Here is a 16764-nt window from a genome sequence, read left to right on the forward strand (position 1 = left end):
AGTTCGATTGGAGTGAGACATAGCCACGATTCCTGAATGCCCATCCCAAGTATGGTTTAGTAACACTATCTGGATTCAGATTATGTTTGCGCCATCAAGGATGGCCGTCATGCTCGGGGATTGCCTGTCGGGGAATGGACTGAGCAACAATCTGTAATATTTTAACTGCACTTGGACAATTTTGTAGACACCTTTGCTACGACAGCGTTTGCATTAAAGAGGGTAGTATGTTGCTACCCTCGATTCTGAGTGCTTATTTCTGGTGGGTCAGCAATTACACCACTCGGCAATCCCCCCGTGAGTCATCAGGAGTTTAGTCCCCCCAGTGTTATGTTGTCTGTCGGATCAATAGGGGAGCTAAAAAACGCGCTGTATGGGACTCTTTATTGGCGCATATCTCCTCCGGCGTCCCTGTCACCAGAATGCGGCCACCACCGGAACCCCCCTCCGGACCCAGATCGACGATCCAGTCGGCAGTTTTGATGACATCCAGATTGTGCTCGATGATGACGATGGTGTTGCCGCGATCCCGCAACTGGTGCAGCACCTTGAGCAGTTGCTGGATATCGTGGAAGTGCAGCCCGGTGGTCGGCTCATCCAGAATATAGAGGGTCTGACCGGTATCCCGCTTGGAGAGCTCGCGCGCCAGCTTGACCCGCTGCGCCTCGCCGCCCGACAAGGTAGTTGCAGACTGGCCGAGACGGATATAGGAGAGGCCCACATCCATCAGGGTCTGCAGCTTGCGCGCCACTGCCGGCACCGGGTCGAAGAACTCGCGCGCATCTTCCACCGTCATCTCGAGGATTTCGTGGATATTCTTGCCCTTGTATTTCACCTCCAGGGTCTCGCGGTTATAGCGCTTGCCCTTGCAGACGTCGCACGGCACGTAGACATCCGGCAGGAAGTGCATCTCCACCTTGATGACCCCATCCCCCTGACAGGCCTCGCAGCGGCCCCCCTTCACGTTGAAGGAGAAGCGGCCCGGCTGGTAGCCGCGCGAACGCGCCTCCTGGGTGCCGGAGAGCAACTCGCGGATCGGAGTGAACAGGCCAGTATAGGTGGCCGGGTTGGAGCGCGGAGTACGGCCGATGGGGCTCTGGTCGATATCCACTACCTTGTCCAGATGCTCCAGCCCCTCGACACTGCGATAGGGCGCCGGGGTGGACTCGGTCGCCTTGTTGAGCTCGCGGTGAGCGATGCGGAACAGGGTGTCGTTGATCAGGGTCGACTTGCCGGAGCCGGAGACGCCAGTGACGCAGGTCATCACCCCGATGGGCAGATCCAGGTTGACGTTGCGCAAGTTGTTGCCGCTTGCCCCCTTGAGTTTCAACCACTTGCCGGTGAGCGGCGTGCGCTCGGCCGGAATGGCGATCTGCTTGCGACCGGAGAGGTAGTCACCGGTCAGTGATTCCGGATTGTCGATAATCTGCTGGGGGGTGCCCTGCGCAACAATCTCGCCACCGTGTACACCCGCCCCCGGGCCGATATCCAGCACATGGTCGGCGAGGCGAATGGCATCCTCGTCGTGCTCCACCACGATCACCGTGTTGCCCAGATCGCGCAGATGGGTGAGGGTCTTGAGCAACCGCTCGTTGTCGCGCTGATGCAGACCGATGGAGGGCTCGTCCAGTACGTACATGACGCCCACCAGCCCGGCCCCGATCTGGCTGGCCAGTCGGATGCGCTGCGCTTCGCCGCCTGAGAGGGTCTCGGCGCTGCGCGACAGGCTCAGGTAGTTGAGACCCACATTCACCAGGAAGCCGAGCCGCTCGACGATCTCTTTCAGGATCTTCTCGGCAATCTGGGCACGCTGGCCGGTCAGGTTCAACCCTTCGAAGAAGGCGAGCGCATCACCGATGGACTGCTCGGCGATGGCCGGCAGGTTGCGGTTGTCGACGAAGACGTGACGCGCCTCTTCCCGCAGTCGGCTGCCACCGCAGCTGGTACAGGATTTGTTGGCGATGTATTTGGAGAGCTCTTCACGTACCGAGTTGGATTCGGTTTCACGGTAGCGCCGCTCCATGTTGTGCAGGATCCCCTCGAACGGGTGCTTGCGCACCACCACGTCGCCGCGATCGTTCATGTAACGGAACTCGATCTCGGTGCGACCAGAGCCGCGCAGGATCACCTCCTGGGTCTTCAGTGGCAGATCCTCCCACGGAGTCTCCAGATCGAACTTGTAGTGCTCACAGAGGGACTTCAGCATTTGGAAGTAGTAGAAGCTGCGCTTGTCCCAGCCACGGATGGCGCCGTTGGCCAGACTGATGGCCGGATCGCCGATTACCTTGGCCGGATCGAAATATTGCTGCACCCCAAGACCGTCGCAGGTCGGGCAGGCACCGGCCGGGTTGTTGAAGGAGAAGATGCGCGGCTCCAGCTCCGACATGGAGTAGCCGCACTCCGGGCAGGCGAAGTTGGCGGAGAAGGTCATGGGGGAGACCCCCTCCTCCCCGTCCATCGGTACCACCAGCACGATGCCGCCGGAGAGGGTCAGCGCCGTCTCGAACGACTCGGCCAAACGCAAGGCAAGGTCCTCGCGCACCTTGAAGCGGTCCACCACCACCTCGATGGTGTGTTTCTTATGCAGCTCCAGAGTCGGAGGATCAGAGAGATCGCACACCTCACCGTCGATGCGGGCACGGATATAACCCTGGGCCGCCAGATTCTCCAACAGCTTGGTGTGTTCCCCCTTGCGGTCACGCACCACCGGGGCCAGCAGCATCAGCTTGCTCCCCTCCGGCTGGGCCAGCACCTGATCCACCATCTGGCTGATGGTCTGAGCGGCGAGCGGAATGGCGTGGGTCGGGCAGCGCGGCTCACCGACCCGGGCGAACAACAGACGTAGGTAGTCGTAGATCTCGGTGATGGTGCCGACGGTCGAGCGCGGGTTGTGGGAAGTGGACTTCTGCTCGATGGAAATAGCGGGCGAGAGCCCCTCGATATGGTCGACGTCCGGCTTCTCCATCAGGGAGAGGAACTGGCGGGCATAGGCGGAGAGGGACTCCACATAGCGGCGCTGCCCCTCGGCATAGAGGGTATCGAACGCCAGAGAGGATTTGCCCGAACCGGAGAGGCCGGTGACCACGATCAGCTTGTCGCGGGGCAGGGTCAGATTGATGTTCTTGAGGTTGTGGGTGCGAGCACCCCGGACCACGATCTTTTCCATCTTGTTGCACGCTCGATACGGAAACCTGAGCGAGTCAGTATGGCATAGAGACTACTGGATGAATAGACAGTCATGAGATGAAACACGCTTCATACCGGGCACGCTATCTGCACCCTTTGTTCCACCAGCAACCCTATTCACTCGTGGGTCGCCGGCCTGATGCCAGTCAGCCTGAACTGATCGGTATAAAGATGATTGGCCTCTTTTCCATTCCCCTATTTTATACTCGTGGCCAGCAATCAAACCGTTAGGCCTTTACGCCCCTTGGGTAGTAGGAGTAGCCCACACAGCACAGTTTCTGCCCGCCTCCTTGGCGCCATAAAGCGCCTTATCCACCCGTTTGAACAGCGAGACTGCCGGTTCCTTGGGCTCGCGGATCCCCACTCCCAGACTGACCGTCATGGTATGGGCCGGGTCGGGGGCGATATTGCGGGTCGCAGCGAGCAGGGTGTTGGCCAGTTGCTGCAGCTCGGCTTCGTTGGCGACGGGCAGCAGCAGGGCAAACTCTTCACCACCCACGCGGGCCGCCAGCGCATCGGGCGGGCAGTGCTGTTGCAGTAGCTCGCCAAACTGCTGCAACACCCGATCCCCGATATCGTGGCCGTAGTTGTCATTGATCCGCTTGAAGTGATCCAGATCCAGCAGGATAAGGGCCTGGCAAACCCCTTGCTCCAGAAACAGCTGCTGATGAAAGTAGCGCCGGTTGGGCAGTCTGGTCAGATCGTCAAACAGCGCTTGTTCTCTAAGACGGGCACTGACATGGATGAGGTGATGCATGGTGCTTCTGCCACCGATGCTGGTGAGCAGAATGCCGCAGGATCGCAGCAGATCCTCGGCATAGATGGCGAGCCAGAGAGGTTGTTCCACCAACTCGTCCATGATGTCGGCGGTAGCTCCCATGATCCACAACATCAGGCCGCTGGATAGCAGGCGATAGGTAGGGGTGGGCAGGTGGGCACATTGCACCACCCAGAACAGGAACAGCATGGTGATACAGTTGAGCGTCTCGAAGCCCAAGCTGACGGCGTAAACGCGCTCGTAAGGAAAGTGGGGCTGCAACAACAGATTAAGAACTATGATGGCCAGCATCAATGCCCCCAGCAACGCGATGTGAGCACGATGCTCCCGGTCGAGATGGCGGTAGTGGGAGAGACTGATGTCGAGACGCTCAAACTGCATGCTGTTCCTCGGAATGAGCCTGCCATCACGTTGCAAACAAGGGGTTGAGTAATGGTTTGCCGTAGTCGGATGACAGAAAACTGCTGGCTTTTCAGTATAAACGAGCAGGCCTGCCGTGCGCGATGTCGATGGCGTCAGCTTGTGGGCTAGATCCGGATTTGCCCCCTTCTGGTGCGTGATGTATAGCCTGCCCTGTGACAGGGCACTCCCGAGCTGGTTGGCGCAGTGACCGCACTTTATTGGTGCGCGAATATCTCAGTTAACACTTAAGTTATTGATTCTAAATGGTTTATTTTTGTGGCCCGTTTTATGCATTTACATACCAGACACTCTCTTGCGGTCATCGGCGACAAACGCAGTGATAAGGACGTGACAAGAGAGCTCCCTGTGCTGGGCACAGGTGTGATTCTGGCGGGTTGCAGCAATATCTGGTGACTCGCCACAGATTCAATCAGGGAAACGGAGCCGGTCTTGTATCGGTACGACAGGGAAGGAGAGAGCTCTATGGTCAAAAAATGGATGATGGCGGGTCTGACGATGTTGCTTGCCTTGCTGGTTACCCCAAGTTGGGCCGAAGAGGTCGCTCAGGTACAGGCGGTGGTGGCACCGGTAGCCACCATGACAATCAACAAGGGTGACAACACCTGGATGCTGCTCTCGGCGGCCCTAGTGATCCTGATGTCGATCCCAGGTCTGGCCCTCTTCTACGGTGGCCTGGTGCGGGCTAAAAACATGCTGAGTGTACTGATGCAGGTCTTTACCCTGTTCTGCCTCATCTGCGTGCTCTGGGTGATCTACGGCTATTCGCTGGCCTTTACCGAGGGGGGCAATTTCTACGGCTCCTTCAGCAAGGTGCTGCTCAAGGGGGTAACCCCTGACTCCATCGCTGCCACCTTCAGCAAGGGGGTCGGGATCAGCGAACTGATCTATGTGGTGTTCCAGGGGGCCTTTGCCGCCATCACCTGCGGCCTTATCGTGGGGGCGTTTGCCGAGCGCATCAAGTTTGCCGCCGTGTTGCTCTTCTCGGTGATCTGGTTCACCTTCGCCTACATCCCGCTGGCTCATATGGTGTGGTACTGGGCGGGTCCGGATGCCTATACCAGTGCCGAAGCCGCAGCAACCGCGACCGCAACGGCCGGGTATCTGTTCCAGCATGGTGCGCTGGACTTTGCAGGCGGCACAGTGGTGCACATCAACGCCGCAGTGGCGGGTCTGGTGGGTGCCTATCTGGTGGGCAAGCGTCTGGGCTACGGTCGTGATCCCATGACCCCGCACAGCCTGACCATGACCATGATCGGTGCCTCCCTGCTCTGGTTCGGCTGGTTCGGTTTCAACGCGGGCTCCGCACTGGAAGCCAACGGTATCGCCGCACTCGCCTTTATCAACACCTGGGTGGCGCCGGCTGCGGCAGCTCTGTCATGGACGCTGGCCGAGTGGGTGATGAAGGGACGTCCCTCCCTGCTGGGTGCGGCGTCCGGTGCGGTGTCCGGTTTGGTGATGATCACTCCGGCGGCCGGGTTTGTCGGTGTCGGTGGCGCGCTGGTGATGGGCCTTATCAGTGGCGTGGCGGGTCTGTGGGGGGTCCACGGTCTCAAGCGCCTGCTGGGTGCCGATGACAGTCTGGACGTGTTTGGCGTACACGGGGTGTGCGGCATTCTCGGCGCCTTGCTGACCGGCATCTTTGCCAGTCCGGATCTGGGCGGTACCGGGGTGTGGGACTATGTCACCAATCAGGTTGCCGAGGGCTACTCCATCCTGACTCAGGTGAAGATTCAGGCCATCGGGGTGGGAGTTACCATCCTCTGGTCCGGTGCCGTGGCGGCGGTCTCCTTCAAACTAGTTGACCTGGTGGTGGGTCTGCGGGTGAACGGCGATGCCGAGCGGGAAGGGCTGGATGTGACCACGCACGGCGAGAAGGCCTACAGCATGTAAACTGAAGCAATGGACAAAAAAACCGCCGGATTCGGCGGTTTTTTTATGACTCTGGCGGAGTGAACGCCTGGTTCACACTCTTAATTCACAACGGCCACGTTGATGCTGCCGTTACTCTGGGTCATGCGGACACGGGCACCCGGGGTGAAGGTGGGGCTGGCTTTCTGCACCACCACGATGGCTTCGCCGTTCTCTTTCTTGATCTCCAGCTCGACGCCGTCGACCTGATTCATCTTGTTGCCGATGGCGTTACCGGCCGCTGCACCGGCGATGGCGCCGCCTGCGGCTGCGATGTCGCGTCCGGTGCCGCCACCGACTGTGCTGCCCAGCAGGCCGCCGACCACGGCGCCGCCAAGGGTACCAATCAGGGAGTTCTCATCGGCCTGGATCTTCACCGGGCGGGTGGAGACGATAGTGCCATAGCTGACGGTTTGTACCTGTTTGGCGCGGTCTTTGGTGTAGACATCGCCAGAGTAGACATCGCTGTTGGCGCAACCGGTAACGGTAGTGGCGGCTAGCAGGGCAATAAGGGTCATACGTTTCAACATAATGGGCCTCCGGGGCTGCATATAATTCGAACAATCTGGATGATGAAGTGAACTTTACTCCACGCTTTCCAGACATGAAATCAGCGAAATGTAACCAATTATGTGACCTGTTACAGCGCATTGCCCCTGTGGTTGGCTACTCGGCCAGCCGCTTGACCAGTAGCAGCCGGTGTTCTCCTGCCCCGAAATAGTTTTCCACCTCTTCAACTCGTTGATAATCAAGGCGATTGTAGAGGCGTTTGGCCGGATTGGCCGGATTGACCGTAAGCCGCAGTTCACTGATCTGCAGCGCCTGCTGGTTGGCCTCCATCTGGCGCATCATTCGCTCGGCCAGACCAAAACCGCGTGCCTCGGGCAGCACCGCCAGCGAGAGTACCCAGCCTTGCGACCGCTCCTGACCGAATCCTCCCAGCACATAACCCACCAATTGCCCCTCGTATTCAGCCACCAGTAACAGTTCGGGCCAGAGATCCATCGCCTGATGGAAGAAAAAAGCGGGATAGGCATCATCGCCAAACACCTTGGCATCGATCTGCCAGATGGCGTGCATGTCATTGTGGGTGGCGGTGCGTAGCAGGGGCGGGTTGTGGTGCATCAGGACTCCATCGGCAGCAAAGGATCGGCAACGCCGCTGACCTTGGGGTCAACGGCAAAAAAGGAGTCATAGGGTAGTGGTCATCCCCTGCCGGATGCAAGGGATTGGCGGCTATGGCGGCAGGGGGCGGCTCTGGGGCAGTTTGGGAGCTTTGCGCAAGCCGTCGAGCAGGTGGCGGAGGGTGAGCCAGGGGTGGCGCAGCAACATGCGCGGGCCGCTCCACTTCATCACCTGCTGGATCTGTTTGCGCATCGCCGGGGCGTAGCAGTGGATGTTGCAATTGGCGCAGGTGGGTTTGTGGCCGTGGCCATAACGACAGCGACGAAGGCGCTGATGGGCGAAATCCCGCAACTGGCGACAGTGGCGGCAATGGGGATCCTGATGATGGTGCTGGCAGTAGAGGCGGATCATGGCGCTGACCGTCTGCTGCTCGCGCATGAGTCTGGGATGGTCACTCGCCTTTTTGCTGGCTGCGGCGTGTGAGCCCCGGACTGGGCTGGCATGATGACTTTTCATGGCCGCCATTCTCCTGACCTGCTCGTTTTGGGTGTTGATACAGGTCAAAAGGGGGGATAAAAAACAGGGCCCGCAGGCCCTGTGTCATCAGATGAGGCTGGTTGCCTGCTCCAGCCAGGCGAGATCCTCGCCCTCGAGCAGCGGGCTCAGACGGCGGAACACCTCGACATGGTATTCGTTGATCCAGCGGAATTCGGCCGGGCTCAGCAGGCTGCGGTCGATAAGGCGGGTATCGAACGGCACGTAGGTCAGTCGTTCGAAGCCCAGCATCGGCAGCTCGCCAACCTGTTCCTGCTCGGTCACCACCACCAGATTTTCGCAGCGGATGCCAAAACCAACTTCGCGGTAGTAGCCCGGCTCGTTGGAGAGCACCATGCCCGGTTGCAGCGCCACCATATTCCCTTTCGGGGCGATGCGCTGGGGCCCTTCGTGGACGCTCAGGAAGTGGCCGACGCCGTGGCCGGTGCCGTGGTCGTAGTTGTAACCGGCTTGCCACAGCGGCATGCGGGCCAGCACGTCGAGCTGGATACCGGCGGTGCCGCGCGGGAAGCGGGCCTGATCCAGCGCGATATGACCCTGCAGTACCCGGGTAAACATCGCTTTCTGCTCGTCGCTCACCTCACCCACCTTGATGGTGCGGGTGATGTCGGTGGTGCCATCCATATACTGGGCGCCGGAATCGAGTAGGTAGAGGCTGTCCTGGCCAAACGCGCGCGGGGTGCCGTTGGTGTGGTGGTAGTGGCACATGGCGGCGTTGGGGCCGAGCGCGGAGATGGTATCGAAGCTTGGCTCGACGTAGTGCGCCTGCTCGCGGCGGAACGCTTCCACCTGATCGGCCAGAGTGCCTTCATCCACCCCTTCAAACTCGCCGGAGGCGACCAGCCGATCCAGCCAGGCGAGGAAGCGGGTCATGGCGACACCATCGCGCAGGTGAGCGGCACGCATACCGGTCAGTTCGATCTCGTTCTTGCACGCTTTCGGCAGCATGGTGGGGTCTTGCCCTGCCACCAGAATGGCGCCCGCCTCTTCCATGACGAGCTGGGTCCAGGCGTTGGCGCTGTCCGGGTCGGCCAGCACTTTCTGGTGATCCTCACCGATGCGCAGCAGTACATCTTCCAGCTTGTCGACCGGATAGACGGAAACATCCTGACCCACATGTTGGCTGAAGGCGAAGCAGTCGATCTTGTCGGTATCAACGAAGAAATCCATGGTGGCATTGGCGTAGAGCACGGCAAAACCGAGCACCACTGGTAGTCGCTCGATATCGCGCCCGCGCAGGTTAAGCAGCCAGTTGATGGGCTCGGCCTGGGTCAGCAGCACCGCATCCAGCCCGCGCTTGCGCAGGTCGGCTGCCAGCTGTTCACGTTTGGACTGGCTGGACTGGCCTGCCAGCTCCTCGCTGTAGAGGATGACCGGGCTCTTGGTCGGCTCCGGGCGATCGATCCAGTTCAGGTCTATGGGGTTCTGCTCGACGCGGATCAGCTCGATACCGCGATCTGCCAGCACCGCTTTGGCGTTCTTGTACCAGGTCAGGCTGTGCAAGCGGGCATCGAAACCGACCCGGGTGCAGGAGGGCAGCTGCTCGGCCAGCCACTGCACATGGGGCTCTTCAATCAGGTGGAGAAATTCGAATAGTTCAGACGGCGCCTGCATGCGGGCCTGCACCGTGTAGCGACCATCGACGAACAGGGCGGCACGCTGGGCCATGATGATGGCGACGCCGGCGGAGCCGTTGAATCCGGTGATCCAGTCCAGCCGCTCTGCGTAGGCGGGGATGTACTCGCCGAGGTGCTCATCATCATGGGGGACGATAAAGGCGTCCAACTCCTGCATGGCCAGCTCGGCCCTGACTTGGGCGACGCGGGTTTCAATTATCTCGAAATTATTCATGTCGTTAGTGCCAGATGGTTGCTTTATGAGTGTTCATTTTTTGTGGCCGCTGGCCAGGATCCCCTTGATCGACTGGCCCGCAGCCTCGATATGTTGCCTTAGCAGCACCACTGCTTCGTGCTTGCGCCGGGCGCGACAAAGATCCAGCAGTTGGGCGTGTTCACGCTCCGCCTTGTCCACACCACCTCGGGCAAAGAGCAGCTCGAAGCGAACATAGCGATCACAGCTCAAATTGATCTGGGCGATCAGTTCAAGTGCCTGGGGACGACCGGCTGCCTGATAGAGGGTGGCGTGAAAGCTGTGGTTCAACTCGGCCCACTGTTCGATCTGGGTGCCTGATTCCAGGGCGTGATCAAACTGGGCAAGAATGGCCTCCGCTTGCGCGAAGGTGGCTTCCGTCATCTTGTCGACGGCGTGGAACAGGGTATCGGCTTCCAGCAGCGCTCGCAAATAAAAGAGCTCGTCAATGGCTGCGGCATCCAGCATGGTGACCACGGCGCCGCGGTGGGCCTCGAATTTCACCAGCCCTTGCGCCTCCAGCTGCATCAGGGCTTCCCGCACCGGAATACGGCTCACGGCTAGCTCCTTGGCGATGGCATCCTGACGCAGAGGTGCGCCGGCGGGGAACTCCCCACGGAGGATCCGGCCGCGAAGGTTTTCCATCACCATCTGGGTTCGGGTCTTGTAGGGAGGTGTCATGGTCGGGTCACGATTGGGCGTTGCAAAAATTGTATATTGTATAAAGGTTGGCTGAATCTACCCCGCCGCCCCCGGCATGGCAAGGTTTAGGGGCTCGCCACTGGAGAGAGCATTCGGAGTCAGATAAAAACAAAAATGCCGATCAGCGTGGCTGACCGGCATGATACCAAGGGTTCGAAGCGGGACTGTTACAGCTGCGGGCCTGCCGCAACCAGACGCTTGCCTTCATCGTTATCGGTGAAGCGTTCGAAGTTCTTGATGAAACGCCCTGCCAGATCGACGGCCTTGGCATCCCACTCGGCCTTGTTGGCGTATGTGTCGCGCGGGTCGAGGATCGCCGGGTTAACATCGTGCAGCGCGGTCGGGATCTCCAGATTGAAGATCGGCAGCACCTTGGTCTCGGCCTTCTCGATGGAGCCATCCAGGATTGCGTCGATGATGGCGCGGGTATCCTTGATGGAGATGCGCTTGCCGGTGCCGTTCCAGCCGGTGTTGACCAGATAGGCTTCTGCACCTGCCGCTTCCATCCGTTTCACCAGCTCCTGACCGTACTTGGTCGGGTGCAGGGAGAGGAAGGCTGCGCCGAAGCAGGAGGAGAAGGTCGGAGTCGGCTCTGTGATGCCACGCTCGGTACCAGCCAGTTTGGCGGTGAAGCCAGAGAGGAAGTGGTACTTGGTCTGCTCCTTGGTCAGCTTGGAGACCGGAGGCAGCACGCCGAAAGCGTCGGCAGTCAGGAAGATCACCTTGGTGGCGTGACCTGCCTTGGAGACCGGCTTGACGATGTTGTCGATGTGATAGATGGGGTAGGAGACGCGGGTGTTCTCGGTCTTGGAGCCATCATCGAAGTCGATGGTGCCATCGGCAGCAACGGTCACGTTCTCCAGCAGCGCATCGCGACGGATGGCGTGGTAGATGTCCGGCTCAGCCTCTTCGGAGAGCTTGATGGTCTTGGCGTAGCAGCCCCCTTCGAAGTTGAACACGCCGTGGTCATCCCAGCCGTGCTCATCATCGCCGATCAGCTGACGCTTCGGATCGGTGGAGAGGGTGGTCTTGCCGGTGCCGGAGAGGCCGAAGAAGATGGCCACGTCGCCATCCTGACCCACGTTGGCGGAGCAGTGCATGGAGGCAATGCCGCGCAGGGGCAGGAAGTAGTTCATCATGGAGAACATGCCCTTCTTCATCTCGCCACCGTACCAGGTGCCACCGATGAGCTGCATCTTCTCGGTCATGTTGAAGGCAACAAAGTTCTCGGAGTTGAGACCCTGCTCCTTCCAGTTCGGGTTGGTGCACTTGGCACCGTTCATCACCACGAAGTCGGGTTTGAAGGTTTTCAGCTCTTCATCGCTCGGTCGGATGAACATGTTTTTCACGAAGTGTGCCTGCCAGGCCACCTCGGTGATGATGCGCACGGCCAGGCGGGTGTCCGGGTTGGCACCGCAGAAGCCGTCGACCACAAACAGGCGCTTACCGGAGAGCTGTTTGGTGACCAGCCCTTTCAGATGTGACCACACTTCGGGGGTAATCGCTTTGTTATCGTTTTTACCCTGGTCAGACCACCACACTGTATCCTGAGTAGTGGCATCTTTGACGATATATTTATCTTTCGGGGAGCGGCCGGTGAAGATACCGGTGTTGACGTTAACGGCGCCCAGTTCGGTGACGACGCCGCGCTCGAACCCTTCCAGATCAGAGCGAGTCTCTTCCGCGAAAAGCAGCTCGTACGAGGGGTTGCGAACGATTTCCTGGCTGTTTTTGATGCCGTACTGGTCCAGTCCTAATTGTTGGGCCAGGGTGGGTTCTGCCACGATAGTCATTGTATTCTCCTGGGTTCAGAGGTGTGTAGGGTTCTATCTGGCGTTCATCCTATCACTTAGGTGGTAGTGTTTAGCGATCGCCATCAAAGTTTATAAAATAGGGTATATTTTTGTTATTAAAGTTAAAGGCGGGTTTTGCCCGCCTTTAATTAGTGTAACTTGTTTGCATCATTGCCGGGAGCCCTGCTGAACAGGGTTTCGACATCGATCCCATTAAATTGGTACTGGGCACCGCAATAATCACAGTGCATGTCGATCTTGCCGAGCTCCTGAACCATATCCATTACCTCTTCCTTTTCTATCTGCAGCAGGGCCCCTTCGCAGCGCTCGCGGGAGCAGGTGCAGCGGAACTCGACCGCCTGCGGATCGAACACCCGCACCTTGTCCTGATGGTAGAGACGGTAGAGGATCTCTTCCGCTTCCAGACCGAACAGCTCTTCATCCTTGATGGTGCTGGTGAGCTGGGTCAGGTGCTCGAAGTCGTTGCTGTGATCTTCGCTCTGGGCGGGCAGCTCCTGCAGCATGATGCCGGCGGCGCGCGGTTCGCCCTCGTGGTAACCGGTGCGGATCCACAGCTTGGTCGCCAGCTGCTCGGACTGGGCAAAGTAGTGCTCCAGACAGCCAGCCAGGGTGTCGGCGTCCAGCGCTATGATGCCCTGATAGCGCTCGCCCTGATCCGGGGTGATGGTGATGACCAGCTGGCCGTTGCCGATCAGGCTCTGTAGCTTGTTGTCGCTCGGCAGTTCCCCTTCAAAGCGGGCCACGCCGCGTAGCTGCTGGTTGTGGTCGCCGTTGATGACGGCCAGACGCACCGGGCCATCGCCCTGCAGCTGAACGGTGATGGAACCTTCAAACTTGAGGGTGGCGGTCAGCAGGCTGGTGGCGACCAGCAGCTCGCCCAGCAGTTTTTGCACCTGCACCGGGTAGTTCTGGGCTTCCACCACGTGGCGGTAGGTGTGATCCAGCTGGACCAGCTCGCCACGTACTTCGTACTCTTCAAACAGATAGCGATACAGCAGATCTTGGTTGCTCATCATATGTTCCTAGGTTCTTCGGTGAGGTAAATCGGGCGGGCTGGGGGTGAGGCCAGCCCGGTATCAAATCGGGATCGGTCAGTACTGTTTGACCTTGAGCAGCTGACGCCGCTCCTGCTTGTCGGGGCGGCGCTCGGGGCTGGGGGCAAACTGGCTGTTGAAGCGGCGCGCCTCGCTGTTCTCGGTCCGTTTTTTCAGGCTCTCGGCGGTCTCTTCATAGAGCTGCTGGGCCAGCGGGGCTGATTTGCGCTGCTCGCTCAAGGCCAGCACCCGCACTTCCCGCTCATCCTGCCCCTGCCAGAAGCGGATCAGAGCTCCTACTTCCACCTGTTTGCCCGGTTTGCTGCGCTGACCATTGTAGTGCACCTTGCCGCCGTCAATCTGATCCCGCGCCAGCGAGCGGGTCTTGTAGAACCGGGCCGCCCACAGCCACTTGTCGAGACGAACCTCGAGGGCGTTTTCTGCATGATTGGCCATGAACAGGCTCCATTACGGGGAAAAGGGGTGGTCGATTATACCAGAGCCCGGGGTCGGGATAGAAACCGTGCAGCCGCCGCGCGGGGGCGCAAACCATGTCAAGGTGATGCAACATATGGGCAGTGTGCTGATTCACAAGGGAAAGCCGGGGTACTCATGGTGGCAGGGAAGGGCCTTCATGCCGCGCATATAAAGCAGCCGCCCCGGTTGGGGGCGGCTGCGTTCACATCCGTTGACCATATCAGAGTCAGAAGTGATCGTGCTGATCCGGCTTCTTCTGGTCGTGGGGGCCTTCGCTGTGGGCGATGGCGGTACGGATGAGGTCAACCCCGGCGCGGATAATCAGTACCCCCATGTTGACCAGCTTGACGCAGACCCACATGAAGGTGATGAGCAGGATCAGCTTGAGCACGGTCTGGAAGGCTTCCAGGAAGTTCTGCTCCAGCTGGGCGGTCAGGCCGTTGGCGCTGGTCATCAGCCAGGTGTAGACCTCGCGCACGAACGGGATGCGGCTTGGCATCTCCAGTACATCCAGTGCGGCAGGGAGCGCCTGGAAGATGACGATGCTGCCGAACAGGATCAAAATGACACCGATGGCGATGCCGAGGAAAAAGCCGAACTGTCTCATGGAGGGCTCCAGCGTTTGCTGCATGAAATTGAAGATAGCCGCCAATAGTAGGGAGTGCCCTGCTCCATCGCAATCTTCCGTGCACCGCCAGCGTGACGGGAGCGGCGGCGATCCGGCCGCCAGCATTGCCCAACTATCTGATTTCTGGGAGGCTTGTCGCCATTGTGCATAGGGAAAGCAAATTGATGTCGAGAACCCTCTTTTTACTCTTGCTGGCGCTGTTTGCTGCTCTGCCAGCCCTGAGTGCCGAATCGGCAGCCCCCACGGCAGCGGCCTGCGCCATCCGTCATCAGGATCAACTGCTGCTGGTGCAGGATCGCATCTCCTCCCGCTACAGCCTGAGCGGCGGCTACATAGATGGCGACGAGCGCCCCGAGCAGGCGGCGCTGCGCGAACTCTATGAAGAGACCGGTTTGCGGGGGGAGGTGGTGCAGGAGCTGGGTCGCTGGCCGCGGGCGCTTATCTTCGCTTGTCGCACGCTGGAACCGATTGTCGCGCAGCAAAACACAGCGTTTGTCTCCATCCTGCAGGCTCCCAATCTGGGCGGGGAGATCCTCAACGCCCGCTTGATCGCGGTGGACAAGCTGCCGCGCGAGCAGCGCCGCTTCCCCGATCAGCTCGACTGGCTGCAATCCCGGCTTGGCGAACTGCCCGAGAGCGAGGTGCGCTGGCAGGCCGATTTCGTGGCGCAGGGCAATGCGTTGCATCAGGCCGAGATCCCGCTGATGCTGCGCCTGCAGCAGTGGCTGGGGCCAGATGTCTGGTGGCTGTCGGTCAGCAATCTGTTTGGTTCAGGCAGCTTTCAGCTTGCCCTGATACCTTTGCTGCTCCCGCTGCTGGGGTGGCCACGGTTGCGTCAGCTGCTGTTCGTCATGCTCTGGCTCGGGCTGCTGGTGCAGGCAAGCAAGGAGGGGATCGGCTGGCCGCGCCCCTTCCATCTGCAACCTGAACTGGCGACTCACAGTGCCCAGGGCTTTGGCATGCCGAGCGGCCACACCGCCTCGGCCCTGCTGTTCTGGGGTGCGCTGCTCGGCTGGCTCTGGCCTGCCCGGCGCGGGCTGGCCTATTCGCTAGCCTTGCTGCTGGCGCTGACTACCGGTCTGGCGCGGGTCTGGCTCGGGGTGCACTTTATCTCCGATGTGGCGGTTGGCCTGCTGACTGGCGCCTTGCTGCTGGCGGTTCGCCCATACTGGCGGCTGGATCAGCGTTCATCCGCTTGGGGATCGCTGATCGCTACGGCACTGGTTTGCGCTGGTCTGAGCCAGTCGGCCCATCTGGCCGGGATCGGGCTGGCGGCGCTGGGCCTCTGGCTTGGGGAGCGGGTCACGCTGGTGCGCGACGGTTATTCTCCGTGGCTGACCGGCGCCGTGGTGCTGGCGGGCATGCTGTTGATGGTGGCGGGCGCATGGGCATTGCCGCTGTTGACCAGTAGTTCGCTCACTATCCTGCTTGGTCAGTTTGTGCTCTTTTTCGGGCTGGGGCTCTGGTTGAGCACTGGCCTCTGGTGGATACTATCTCTCTTGAAACAAGACTCTCGACCCAGGGGCGGATGCCCTGACAGGGAAACCCTATGAACATGAAAAAAGTGGATTTGGCCAAGATAACCCTGGGGGTGCTGTTTCTCAGTATCCTGATTATCTCCTGTTTCCTGGTGCTGCAGCCCTTCCTGCCTGCGCTGGTGTGGGCCACCATGATCACCATCGCCACCTGGCCGTTGATGCTGATGGTGCAGCGGGTGTTGTGGGGCAAGCGGTCGCTGGCGGCCCTCTTTATGACGCTGGTGCTGCTGCTGATGTTCGTTATCCCGCTCTTTATGACGCTGGCCAATGTGGCGGAGAAGGCCCCCATGCTGATCGAGCTGGGCACCAGTATCAGCCACTCACCGCCGCCGGAGCTGCTCTGGCTGCAACAGATCCCGCTGGTGGGCGACAAGCTCTATGGCTTCTGGCAGCAAATTCTGGCGAGCGGTGGTCAGGTGCTGTTTGCCAAGCTGGCTCCCTACTTTGGCCAGACTGCCCGCTGGCTCGCCGCTCAGGCGGGCAATCTGGGGCTGTTGTTCGTTCACTTCCTGCTGACCGTCGGCATCTGCGGCCTGCTCTACCACTCCGGTGAAGTGGTGGCGACCGGCATTCGCCGTTTTGCCCACCGTCTGGCGGGTCAGCGTGGTGACAACGCCACAGTGCTGGCCTCTCAGGCGATCCGTGCCGTGGCCATGGGGGTGGTGGTGACCGCGCTGGTGCAATCCTCGGTAGCCGGTGTCGGCCTGCTGATTGCCGGTATCCCCTA

Annotated in this window: 14 protein-coding genes; 3 read left to right on the forward strand and 11 right to left on the reverse strand. The window is 60.1% G+C overall.

The window, feature by feature from the left end:
- Positions 1–328: 328 nt before the first annotated feature.
- Together uvrA and ACRAUW_RS11900 are read right to left on the reverse strand one after the other, a co-directional pair.
- Positions 329–3166, reverse strand: a complete 2838-nt coding sequence (gene uvrA, locus ACRAUW_RS11895) for an excinuclease ABC subunit UvrA (protein ID WP_431362447.1) — start codon at positions 3164–3166, stop codon at positions 329–331.
- 255 nt (positions 3167–3421) lie between these two features.
- Positions 3422–4345: a diguanylate cyclase domain-containing protein gene (locus ACRAUW_RS11900; RefSeq protein ID WP_431362448.1), complete on the reverse strand. Its 924-nt coding sequence runs from the start codon at positions 4343–4345 to the stop codon at positions 3422–3424.
- Positions 4346–4849: 504 nt separating this feature from the next.
- Here ACRAUW_RS11900 and amt point away from each other — a divergent pair.
- Positions 4850–6277, forward strand: coding sequence for an ammonium transporter (amt, locus tag ACRAUW_RS11905; protein ID WP_431362449.1), 1428 nt, complete (start codon positions 4850–4852; stop codon positions 6275–6277).
- A gap of 80 nt (positions 6278–6357) precedes the next feature.
- Here amt and ACRAUW_RS11910 read toward each other — a convergent pair whose 3' ends face one another.
- From ACRAUW_RS11910 to ACRAUW_RS11950, 9 genes are all read right to left on the reverse strand, one after another.
- Positions 6358–6825: a glycine zipper 2TM domain-containing protein gene (locus ACRAUW_RS11910; protein WP_431362450.1), complete on the reverse strand. Its 468-nt coding sequence runs from the start codon at positions 6823–6825 to the stop codon at positions 6358–6360.
- Between the two features lie 136 nt (positions 6826–6961).
- Positions 6962–7420, reverse strand: a complete 459-nt coding sequence (locus tag ACRAUW_RS11915) for a GNAT family N-acetyltransferase (RefSeq protein ID WP_431362451.1) — start codon at positions 7418–7420, stop codon at positions 6962–6964.
- Between the two features lie 111 nt (positions 7421–7531).
- The gene (locus tag ACRAUW_RS11920) at positions 7532–7936 is read right to left on the reverse strand and encodes a nitrous oxide-stimulated promoter family protein (RefSeq protein WP_431362452.1); all 405 of its coding nucleotides are present in this window, start codon (positions 7934–7936) and stop codon (positions 7532–7534) included.
- Positions 7937–8023: 87 nt separating this feature from the next.
- Positions 8024–9826, reverse strand: coding sequence for an aminopeptidase P family protein (locus ACRAUW_RS11925; protein WP_431362453.1), 1803 nt, complete (start codon positions 9824–9826; stop codon positions 8024–8026).
- A 33-nt stretch (positions 9827–9859) separates the two neighbouring features.
- Positions 9860–10525: a GntR family transcriptional regulator gene (locus ACRAUW_RS11930; RefSeq protein WP_431362454.1), complete on the reverse strand. Its 666-nt coding sequence runs from the start codon at positions 10523–10525 to the stop codon at positions 9860–9862.
- Between the two features lie 188 nt (positions 10526–10713).
- Positions 10714–12339: a phosphoenolpyruvate carboxykinase (ATP) gene (gene pckA / locus ACRAUW_RS11935; RefSeq protein ID WP_431362455.1), complete on the reverse strand. Its 1626-nt coding sequence runs from the start codon at positions 12337–12339 to the stop codon at positions 10714–10716.
- Between the two features lie 149 nt (positions 12340–12488).
- On the reverse strand, positions 12489–13373 hold the full coding sequence (hslO, locus tag ACRAUW_RS11940) for an Hsp33 family molecular chaperone HslO (RefSeq protein ID WP_033113738.1): 885 nt from the start codon (positions 13371–13373) through the stop codon (positions 12489–12491).
- A 78-nt stretch (positions 13374–13451) separates the two neighbouring features.
- On the reverse strand, positions 13452–13850 hold the full coding sequence (gene hslR / locus ACRAUW_RS11945) for a ribosome-associated heat shock protein Hsp15 (RefSeq protein ID WP_431362456.1): 399 nt from the start codon (positions 13848–13850) through the stop codon (positions 13452–13454).
- Positions 13851–14097: 247 nt separating this feature from the next.
- Positions 14098–14478, reverse strand: a complete 381-nt coding sequence (locus ACRAUW_RS11950; protein WP_005340143.1) for a hypothetical protein — start codon at positions 14476–14478, stop codon at positions 14098–14100.
- A gap of 185 nt (positions 14479–14663) precedes the next feature.
- Here ACRAUW_RS11950 and ACRAUW_RS11955 point away from each other — a divergent pair, with 185 nt between their 5' ends.
- A complete protein-coding gene (locus ACRAUW_RS11955) occupies positions 14664–16052 on the forward strand; it encodes a phosphatase PAP2 family protein (RefSeq protein ID WP_431362457.1) in 1389 nt (462 codons plus the stop codon).
- The coding region (locus ACRAUW_RS11960; RefSeq protein ID WP_431362458.1) for an AI-2E family transporter at positions 16049–16764 on the forward strand (716 nt) is incomplete at its 3' end. The genes ACRAUW_RS11955 and ACRAUW_RS11960, both read left to right, overlap by 4 nt.

Source organism: Aeromonas sp. (genome assembly GCF_050633025.1).
Lineage (GTDB): Bacteria > Pseudomonadota > Gammaproteobacteria > Enterobacterales > Aeromonadaceae > Aeromonas.